Genomic DNA, 10,230 nt, shown 5'->3' with positions numbered 1-10,230 from the left:
ATTATCCGAAAAGATTACTTTTACCACATAAAATAAATGTTTAAAATAGCAAATTAATCGCTTGCGGATTTAAGGTAATGCACTAATTCCAGATAGTGTTCATCAAAAAAGTTTTTAAAAACTTTCTTATCGTTCTTAGCAATTTCTTCAAGTATATTATTCATAGAATACATGTTGAATTAAGAAAATTAGTTAACTATTAATGATTCGCCCTTGAATGTAAAACAATCAAGTTGTATTTCAAATTTTTTATCTCCAATAAATTTAAAATACACATCTTTTTTTCCATTTGCATTATTAATACCACAACTGATGAGCTGTTGTGTAGCTGTATCTGTATTTTTTTTCCTTTTTATTGAAATTGTTCCCAAAATAGGACCATTTAGATTTCCGGCTCGTATTTCAAGAATCCCTTTTCCTTTGACCCCATTTATAGAGGCTTCAAACTTTTCATTATTATTAAAATTTACGTTGGCATATTTTATCCAACTCCCATCTTTGATATCGGTCAACACAAAACCATTTTCCCGGTTACCTTGTTTTTTAATATGTGGCGATATTCCATAATACCATTCCGCTTCTATTTTATCCCATGCCGCATCATATTGCCCAACTCCATTACTGAAATGTTTATCTAGAAACCCTGTATCAGTTACAATATTGCCATCATCATCAAAGTGGCAATAAGTAATAATGGTTTCCCTGAACTTAAACCCATTTTCAAGATAGTAGCACCATACATGGTAAAACTGCCCTTTCCACCAAAAGAAACTTCCATGGGCAAATTCGTCCAGATAATGACCATTTCCAACAGAACCTACACATTCATAAGGACCATAAATATTTTTTGAGATGGCATAATCCCGTCCCCAACTTAAATAATAAGTACCTTTATGTTTGAATAGGTAATTTTTGTCCATCCACTTTGGTGCTTTTTCCCAAGCTTCACCATTTATGGTTATAGGCTTTGGGGTTTCGGCAACTGATATCATGTCCCCATTCAATTCCGCAATATAATAAGCATCCGATTTATCACCATACACTATATAAGGGGTTTTATTTTTATCATCATCTATAAAAATGGTTGGATCGTGCATGGGCGATACCAATGGTTTTCCCAATGCATCCACATAAGGACCCGTGGGATGGTTTGCCGTCATTACTCCAATGCCTCTTTTTTTATCAGAAAAATAGAAATAATAGTTGCCGTTTCTGGTCGCCGCATCACTTGCCCAACAGTCTATACTGGTATCATCCATATAATTATCTTCTGGCGAAATAGTTTGAACGTGTTTCCAGTCCAATAAATTGGTTGATGAAAACACACGCCAATCTTTCATGTCCCAAAGCTTATCTTCAGGACTGGAATCATGGCCGCTAAACAGATAAATAGTGTCATTAAATACTCGAACATGTGGATCTGAAACGCCTTTAGCATTGGTGATGGGGTTTTGGGAAAAACCTAGCGACACCACGAGCATAAAAAGAGCCGTGGATTGTAATTTGCCAACGGATGCTATAATATTCAAATTCATATTATTCGGTAAATATTCCAGGTACGATTTTTAAATGCAATTCCTTATTGTTAACGGGCCATTTTAAGATGGTCAATTGTTGACGGTTATCGTCCCATATAAAATCCGATGGATTTGATAGGCTATTCATTCGCACTACTTCTAGACCACTGTTTTTCAAGGGATCGTGTTTTAGTATTGTTGAATCGCCACACATCACCGTAAAACCGTCCGGATAATGCCGATTCGCACCAATGAATATTTGGGAAGCACCTTTACTATTGTCTGTTATTACATGAACGCTCAAAGTACGTGTGGCAAAATCAAATTTAAAGGATTGAATATCGCCAGCTATGGTTTGTGGATATGGGCGTGCTATAATATCGGTAATGTATTTTCTTTCTACAGTGCCAACCGCATTTTTATCACTGAAAATCGCCCAAGTAGAAGGGCCATCTGCCAAAAAATTTTGCATTTTCGGATTTCCGGAAAACCATGCTTTGATGCTTCCCACGCCCATCTCGTCAAAAACTTCGGCAGTGCGCATATACAATTCGGTGTAACTTAATTGCCCTATCCTACCACTGATAATGGTATCTGTTTGTGCGAAGGTTGGAAACCCCCATTCGCCAATAAAGATAGGGGCATTCAACATATCGGACTCTTTGTCAAAACGATCCATGACAGGTTTTACCAAATCTTGTTTGTTTTGATAGATATGTGGCGAGAAAATCACGTTTTTTCTGTTTACAGGTGCAGTTATTTCTGCATATTGGTTGTTATCAATACCTTCACCTTTATTCATAAAAATAGATTGGATAAGAATCTTTTTATCGGCATTTATTTTATGGCTTTCATCGATGATTTTTTGATATAAAGGCACCAAGTATTTGGAAGTTAAATCGTTATACGAAATATCCATGGTTAACTTTCTGGGTTCGTTAACCACATCGTAACCCAACACAAAAGAGTCGTTTTTAAAACGGTCCCAAACTACTTTCCATGCATTTATGTACGTAGTATGCTCTTTGTTTTTATTTAACCAAAAAGCTTCCCATGAAAAATCATCCACGCCATAAACGGTCATTTTGAAAACTGTTTTTATACCTACCTGTTTTCCTAAAGCAACTAAACTCTCTAATTTTTTCAGATAACTTTCCTCTATTTTTGCTCCTGGAAATTCACTCAATCTCCCCAATTCCAAACGCACCACTTGGTAATTGGCGCCCATTCTCACCATTCTTAAGTAATCATCTCCCTTAAAGTCTCCCTCATTGGTTACAATTACAAAACCTCGGGGAATAATATGGCGACCTTGCTCATCACGCAGTCCATGTTTTATTTGTGCCGATATTGAAAATGATACCAGAATCACCAACAGTAAAAGGGGCTGTTTAACTTTCATAAAAAATTATTTTTTTACATTAATTTCAGGCAATTTATCCATAGGTGGATATAGCAAAACATCGAGTGGTTTAAGTTTAAGGTATGCTTTGGCTTTGGGGTCGATCAATGGTGTTCCTAAAGCGGTGGAAGCCTTCGACAAAAGCGGTTTTGTGCCCTCTTCCAACGTTTTTTCCGGACCGCCTTCACTAATCTGTTTTTTTGGCCATTCTTTAGGATTCAAAACATAGTACGCCATAAATCCATAGGCTTTTTTAAGGCTTCTGCCATCTTCTGTTTCATATTTCCATAAGTCTATACCTAATTTTTGTCCCATAAGGGCTATCTCGGTCATCAACCATAAATTGGTATTGGAGTAGCTTACTGATTTTGTTCTACCCAATTCTCCGGGCTGCCCGCCATCAGGCGTAATTTGGTCTGCTATTCGAGATGTTTTAGCATCTTCCACAACGGCTTTCGCTTCTTCATGTTTCCCTAAGTACATCATTAAGCCTACAACCTGAAAAGTGTAATGATTTGCATGGTTTTGTCTGGTAAACCCAGCATCTATCGCCATGGGTTCTGTAATAAGCCAGTTCAGATATTCATTAAACCAAGCTGACATACCGCTTTTCATATCAGTGGGCAAAATCCCCTTAGCTTCAAACATTTGTAGTGCTGTGATGATATAAGACTGACCGTCCCACTCATGGACCCCCGCCTTGGTTCCAGTCGCAATACCGGGATGTCCCTGACCAAAATTGAGGTTAGGGTTTACCCTGGTTTCTGGATCGAGATACCAAACTTTTATTAATGCTATGGCTTTTTCTGCATATTTTTTATCATCAGAAAAATAGTAAGCCCACGACAGTTTTTCTATGGCATCAAAAAAATTGTCTTTCCTACTGAAATCTGTACCAGCACTTCGTGATATGGGATTGATGATACCATCTTTGGCAATCCATGGCAATCCATCTGGTTTTGACGGATCTGGCCAACGATATGGCGCATAAGAAATATAGTCGTGCTTATCTTTACTGGGGGGGACTTCTGTTTTGTTGGTCACAGGATCGACCTTGTAATTCAGTGCATCATTAGCATCCTTTAAAACTTCTTCATAATTTTTCAAAAAATACGAATCGTTGGCTTTGATTTTTTCTTTAACCAACGCTACATGTTTGTTGTTGTAATACACAAACCCCTTTGATGCATCAAAAGTTGGCGAAGCTATTTTTTCAGTTGATAATGCTTGTTTTTTGTTGGGCGACTTACAAGCGTTAAAAGTTAAAGAGACTATAGCTGGAAGTATGTACAAATATTTTAGTGTTATATGTTTCAATATGTTAGTTTTTAATTGATTATTAGATTTGATTATTCTCAATGATAGCTATGGCTACTTCTAAGTTTTCATTTTCGTAACGTCTCGCAATATGCGTTGTAAATAGCATTTGGATAAAGCTCCAACTTTGATTACTGCCAAATTTAACATGGAATTAAAACAAAATCATCCTGCTCTGTCCTGTATCATTAAATTGTACATCCAAACCCCTAATATTAAATATAAAAACACGGACTATAAAGACCGTGTTTTTTATGTTATGCAGAAAACTGGTAAAAAAGTGTTTGTTATTTCAATTGAAAATTTTCAGCTTCAGTATAGCGTCCTGTTCTGTTAATCGCATCATAAACACGCACTTTCCAGTAGTATTGTTTGTTAGGAATTAATTTTTGACCTTCATAGTTTATACCTTTATTAGCAGAACTTTCTACTTTCCCACTGTTCCAAACATCGCCATTATTGTTATCAATATTTTCTTTTGAAGATGAAACCAATATTTGATATGCGGTTTGGTTTTGAGTCTTGTTTGAAATTTTCCAACTAAACTTGTTGTTATTAAAAACCATATTGGTTGGATTGAGTGCATAAGGGTCTTTATATTTAACAATCAATGCTTCGCAGGTTTTACGCAATTTATTTAAAACTTCGGTATAAGCCTTATCGTTGATTAAATTATGGATCTCTTGCGGGTCTTCTTTTAAATTGTACAATTCTTCAATGGACTTGTCATCCACATATCTAAAATATTTCCAATCTTTAGTCCGAACCCCTTCACTCGGAGGAATGTTTTTAAAGTCCCATAAATGTTCTATTAAAATAGTATCATGCTCCGTATTAGGTTTTTCATCATTCACATAAGGCATTAAACTTTTTCCGTGCCAACTTGATGGAGATGTAACGCCCGCAAGATCCAAAATGGTTGATGGCACATCTATATTTAGAGCCATATCGTCAATATCCCTGTGTTTTTTAACTCTTGGATCGTAAATAATTAAGGGCACTCTTATGGAGTTATCGTACATAAGCCATTTTCCTGCTAATTGTCGCTCACCTAAAAAATAACCATTATCACCCATTAGGATAATTATGGTGTTATCAGCAATACCCTTAACTTCCAATTCTTTCCGTATTTTGGATATTTCATCATCTATTCCTGCTATCATTCTGTAATAGCCTTTTACGCTGTGCTGGTATTTTTCAGGTGTATCGTATCTCCAGTACCAACGCAAACGGTTAAAGCCATCCTTTACACGTTGTGGCAATCTGTTATAATATTCATCATCAGATATATTGGCATCTGGAATAGTCGTGTTCTCTAATACATAATCATATTTTTTATCCCAAAAATATTGTTCTTTGGTATTATCACTGGCGTGGGGCGCGCTAAAACTTAGTTGTAAACAAAAAGGTATGTCCGAAGATGATTTTTTAATGAACTCAATGGCTTTTTCTCCAGTATAGCGTGTTAAATGAACCGTGTCTTTTCCTAAAGTTTGATAATAATAACTCGTTCTATCTTTTCGGTCGTAACATAAATCGTAGTTTTCATATACATTATACAACGAATCCAAATGACTGTATTTAACCCCGAACTTTCCATACAGACCAGTATAATAACCATTCTTTTTTAGCACTCTTGGGTACGCATTCTGCATATATTCCTCTTTCATTTCTTCCGTGGTAAAACTGTAATTATGTGTACGCTCTTGTAAGCCACTAATAATACTTGCTCTACTGGCAGCACAAATGGGTGTAGTTGCCATGGCATTTTTAAAAAACACTCCTTCCGCTGCCAATTTATCCATTTCTGGAGTGTGGGCCAACGGATTTCCTGCATAACCAAAAGCATCCCAACGTTGATCATCGGTCAGAATGAAAATAATGTTTGGCTTTTGTTGAGTTTTAGAACCATCACTACATGCAAAAACAGATGCTAATAAATAGCATCCTATTAAAATATTTTTCATTTTAAAGGGCTATATCTCAAATCCTGGATTCCATTCTACAATGGTATTATTATACATGGCATCCAGACCCATTTGAATACAAACGGCGGCTCTAGCTCCTGTGTAAATATTTGATTCGGGCTGTTTGTTTTCTATAATACTGTTTTTAAAGTCGATGAGCGCTTGTTTGCTTGGGTCGGCATGGGATATCTTGATTTCTTCGCCGTTGTTATAGTTCATCTTGGCGGTTGCACCAGAAACGCCATCAACATCATTTGGAATCACTTTTTTCTCTCCTTCAGGATAAAACCAAGCCGTATCATAATCAATTAACAAAGTGCCTTTATCTCCCAGAATTTTAATTTGATAGCCTTCGTTTGCATTAGTGGTTAAGCAAGCAAATTTCGCCTTTACCCCGTTTGGATAAGAATACATAACATGGATATTATCATACGTTTCCCTACCATCTTTCCAATAGTCTACACCACCCATTCCCACCACTTTTTCTGGATGTGCATCTAAAACCCAATTGACAAATTCTATTTGGTGCGATGATAATTCAGCCAAAAGGCCACCCGAATATTCTTTGTACATACGCCAATTAATGGCACGTTCCAAAGAGGGGTCATGCACTGGTCTTCTCCAATCGCCATGTCTGTTCCATTGGCATTCAAAAGCAGAAATGTCGCCTACTTTTCCTTTCTTTATTAAATCCACAACATGTGTATAAAGTCGGGAGCTGTGGTATTGATGCCCTACCTGAAATATTTTATTGGAACTTTTTACTTTATTCAATAGATTTTTAATGTCATCATATCCTTTAGCCAGGGTTTTTTCGCAATACACATGCTTACCGGCATCTAAGGCATCCATAGCAACTTGTGCATGTAAATAAAATGGCACCGTAACAATCACGGCTTCTACTTTTTTGTCCTTTAACAACTCTTGATAATCTGAATATCCTTTAGCTGAACCTTTCGTGATTTTTAATCCTTCTTCCAGATGCGAAGGAATGATATCACAACAGGCTACCACATTAATATTCTCAATTTGGTTTAAAATATGCAGCAAACCATTACCCCGTACACCGGTTCCAATAACGCCAATATTAATTGTTTTATCCTTATATAGATTGTAACCCACACTACCCAAAACAGTTGTTGTGGTAACCAGTGCTGTGGCTATGCCCCCTTTTTTTATAAATTCTCTTCTTTTCAAAAGTACTAGGTTTTATAATTTAATTTCCCATCCAGGTTCGTAGGTTCGAGACCATAATTCCATGGCATCACGATTGTACATCCTACCCGTTTTGTCATCAATATCAAAACCGCTATTTATACGGTATGCAATGTTAGCGTAATGTACCATGGCCATACTGATGCTCGCATCTTCAATGGGTGCATTCAATGTTGCTTTTCCTCGAATGCCATCAAAAAAGTTTTGGACATGGCCTGTAGAAGTATCGCCGCCACCGCCTAAAACATTGCCAGCTTCACTGGAAGTTGACTTGCTCTCTTTAATTAAATCCCCTTTACGGTCATAAAGCTTATATTTTTCCCTATCTACAAAAACCGTTCCTTCGGTGCCGTAAATGATGGTTCCACGACCACCGCCATAGGTGTTGTAACTATTTCTTGCTTTTCCATCCCATTTGATGATTTTATTATCAGCAAATTTGAAGGTGGCATCCATGGTGTCGTACATTTCCCAACCATCATCTATAAAATGGTTTTTCGAGGCATTGGCTTGTGCATGGATTGGGAAATTTACTTGCAGTGCCCACCGTGCCACATCCAGTTCGTGCGTGCCATTGTTGCCCGCTTCTGCCGTACCATAATCCCATCCGTACCAATGCCAATTATAATCCCAAGTCTCAAAGGTATATTCGCGTCTTGGAGCAGGTCCCTGCCATAAACCCCAATCCAATCCCTCTGGAACCGGTGCGGATTTTTGAAGGGGCACCTCGCCACGAGCGTTATTATAAAAAGCCACGGCTTTGTATGGCTTCCCTATAGCGCCATTATGGATTTCCTTGATTATTTCAATGGTATGCCCCGAGGAACGCTGTTGGTTGCCCATTTGCACCACCTTGTTATACTTTTTAGAGGCTGCGACCAATTGTTCGTTTTCAAACATATTATGGCTACTGGGCTTCTCTACATAAACATGTTTGCCCGCCTGCATTGCCATAATGGAACCGGGTGTGTGCCAATGATCGGGAGTAGCGTTGATCAACAAATCTACTTTCGGGTCGTCAAGCACTTTTCGTATATCGTTTTCTAGCTTAGGATTGTAACTAATATGCTCTCTAAATACTTTTAACGCTTTTGTGCGCTGGCTTTCCATAACGTCGCACAGATAAACCAATTCCACATTGCTTCGTTTTAAGGCTATGGGTTCTTTATAGGCGCCCATTCTTCTGCCAAGACCGGCAATAGCAACGTGCAAGCGTTCGTTTGAACCCAAAATACGATTATAGCTTTTGGCAGACATGGCCATGGCGGAGTTTGCTACCGTTAATCCCATGCCGCCCAAAGCGGCTTTTTTTATAAAACTTCTTCTATCATCCATCGTATTTATTTTTCTAAAGATTTAATTTTTATATTTTTAAAAGACACTTTATCGCCGTGGTCCTGCAACAGGATTTTACCTTTTTCAAGCAATCCGAAATTTGGCCATTGTGCATATTTGCTTTCTGAAACCAATTTTAAAAAAGCATCGCTTCCGCGCTCGTATTCCAGCACTTTAACATCGTTCAACCAATGTTCTACATGATTGTTTTTGGAAATGATGTACGCCGTATTCCATTCCCCAATAGGATTTATGGGTTTGTTTGGGTCGGCTTTAATCAAATCGTATAGTGAAGCAACCGTTCTACTTCCTTCATGGTTCCCTAATTTGGCATCTGGATGGAGGGCATCATCCAAAATTTGATATTCCAAACCTATGGAAGACCCTTCACCTTTATTGATGTTGGTATCCACATAATATTTGATTCCGGAATTAGCTCCTGGTGTTAATTTAAAATCCACTGTCAATTCAAAATCTCCGTATTGTTCGGTCGTAACAATGTCGCCACCTGCGGCAGACTCTGCTCCACCTGAAGGCAAAACGATTAATTCCCCATTTTCAATTTTCCAGCCTTTTTCCGGGAAGCTCTCTAATTTGGCACCGCGCCAACCGTTGGTTGTTTTTCCATCCCACAATAATTTCCAGCCCGATTTTTCTTCGTCAATGGTTAATTGATTTTTGGTTATTATAGGTTTTAATGATGTTTTTTTAGAATACTTTGATGGATTATCGGTAATAATTCGAATATTTTTCCAACTGATCGTGGTACCTTCTTTTTGTTCCCCATGAATACTGTGCACCTGCAAGCCTATAAATCCTGAAGCTGTTTTACCATCTATAAGATACGCTGCTGGCACCTCATTGATCCATGTTTTTATGGTATCGCCAATCGCTTCAATTCTATAGTGGTTCCATTCGTTTTGCTTGAATGCCTTTTTTGCAGCGGTGTTTTCGTCTGTAATGGTGTGTAGCCACTTGCGGCGCTGTTCATCAAAAATTCCCGCGCTCCAAGCTCTTTCCGATGGGTCTATTTCAACTTGGTAGCCATGGACTACGCCATCTCTATAATATGGAAAACTATTACTTCTAATCTGGATTCCAGAATTCATACTGGGGTCCACCTTAAAGTCCAGTTCTAAAATAAAATCCCCGTAATTTTCATTGGTCGTTAAAAATGTATTGGGTGTATCCTTAACTGTGGTACCGGTTATCACACCATTGGCCACAGAGTACGTTGCGTTTCCCCCTTTTTTAGTCCAACCGTTTAAAGTATTGCCATCTATTAAAGACACCCAAGGTGCCGGGTCTTTTTTTGTTTGGGAGCAGCCGCCAACACAAACTGTTGTAAAAAGTATAAGTAAAATACTAATGGAAGTGATTTTTTTCATGGGTTCATTTTTAACCTTAAATCCGCAAGCGAATGTTGAAAAGAAAGTTGAAAAGTCAGTAAAACCAGTGCTTTAAAGACTTTTCACTT

Annotated in this window: 7 protein-coding genes; all 7 read right to left on the bottom strand. The window is 37.8% G+C overall.

What is annotated here, in order from left to right:
* Positions 1 to 188: 188 nt before the first annotated feature.
* Complete coding sequence (locus ACU1LP_RS18665) at positions 189 to 1,535, bottom strand: family 43 glycosylhydrolase (protein ID WP_445737034.1); 1,347 nt, start codon at positions 1,533 to 1,535, stop codon at positions 189 to 191.
* A gap of 1 nt (position 1,536) precedes the next feature.
* Positions 1,537 to 2,919, bottom strand: a complete 1,383-nt coding sequence (locus tag ACU1LP_RS18660) for a cellulase family glycosylhydrolase (protein ID WP_445737033.1) — start codon at positions 2,917 to 2,919, stop codon at positions 1,537 to 1,539.
* 6 nt (positions 2,920 to 2,925) lie between these two features.
* Positions 2,926 to 4,236 (bottom strand): alginate lyase family protein, encoded by a 1,311-nt coding sequence (locus ACU1LP_RS18655; RefSeq protein WP_445737032.1) that lies wholly within the window; start codon positions 4,234 to 4,236, stop codon positions 2,926 to 2,928.
* 287 nt (positions 4,237 to 4,523) lie between these two features.
* Positions 4,524 to 6,203: a sulfatase family protein gene (locus ACU1LP_RS18650; protein WP_445737031.1), complete on the bottom strand. Its 1,680-nt coding sequence runs from the start codon at positions 6,201 to 6,203 to the stop codon at positions 4,524 to 4,526.
* Between the two features lie 9 nt (positions 6,204 to 6,212).
* Positions 6,213 to 7,400, bottom strand: coding sequence for a Gfo/Idh/MocA family protein (locus ACU1LP_RS18645; protein ID WP_445737030.1), 1,188 nt, complete (start codon positions 7,398 to 7,400; stop codon positions 6,213 to 6,215).
* 12 nt (positions 7,401 to 7,412) lie between these two features.
* Positions 7,413 to 8,753, bottom strand: a complete 1,341-nt coding sequence (locus tag ACU1LP_RS18640; RefSeq protein ID WP_445737029.1) for a Gfo/Idh/MocA family protein — start codon at positions 8,751 to 8,753, stop codon at positions 7,413 to 7,415.
* A 5-nt stretch (positions 8,754 to 8,758) separates the two neighbouring features.
* Entirely contained in the window at positions 8,759 to 10,141 is a 1,383-nt protein-coding gene (locus ACU1LP_RS18635; protein ID WP_445734826.1) for a 3-keto-disaccharide hydrolase, read from the bottom strand.
* Between the last annotated feature and the right edge of the window lie 89 nt (positions 10,142 to 10,230).

The sequence above is a fragment of the Mariniflexile sp. genome, assembly GCF_052728615.1.
The sequence above is the reverse complement of the archived record's forward strand: the minus strand, read 5'-3'. Positions and strand labels throughout refer to the sequence as shown.

What these genes read in the sequence shown, in the direction of transcription:
- ACU1LP_RS18665 (WP_445737034.1), bottom strand. Translation starts at nt 1,535, where the DNA reads ATGAATTTGAATATTATAGCATCCGTTGGCAAATTACAATCCACGGCT.
- ACU1LP_RS18640 (WP_445737029.1), bottom strand. Translation starts at nt 8,753, where the DNA reads ATGGATGATAGAAGAAGTTTTATAAAAAAAGCCGCTTTGGGCGGCATG.
- ACU1LP_RS18635 (WP_445734826.1), bottom strand. Translation starts at nt 10,141, where the DNA reads ATGAAAAAAATCACTTCCATTAGTATTTTACTTATACTTTTTACAACA.
- ACU1LP_RS18660 (WP_445737033.1), bottom strand. Translation starts at nt 2,919, where the DNA reads ATGAAAGTTAAACAGCCCCTTTTACTGTTGGTGATTCTGGTATCATTT.
- ACU1LP_RS18650 (WP_445737031.1), bottom strand. Translation starts at nt 6,203, where the DNA reads ATGAAAAATATTTTAATAGGATGCTATTTATTAGCATCTGTTTTTGCA.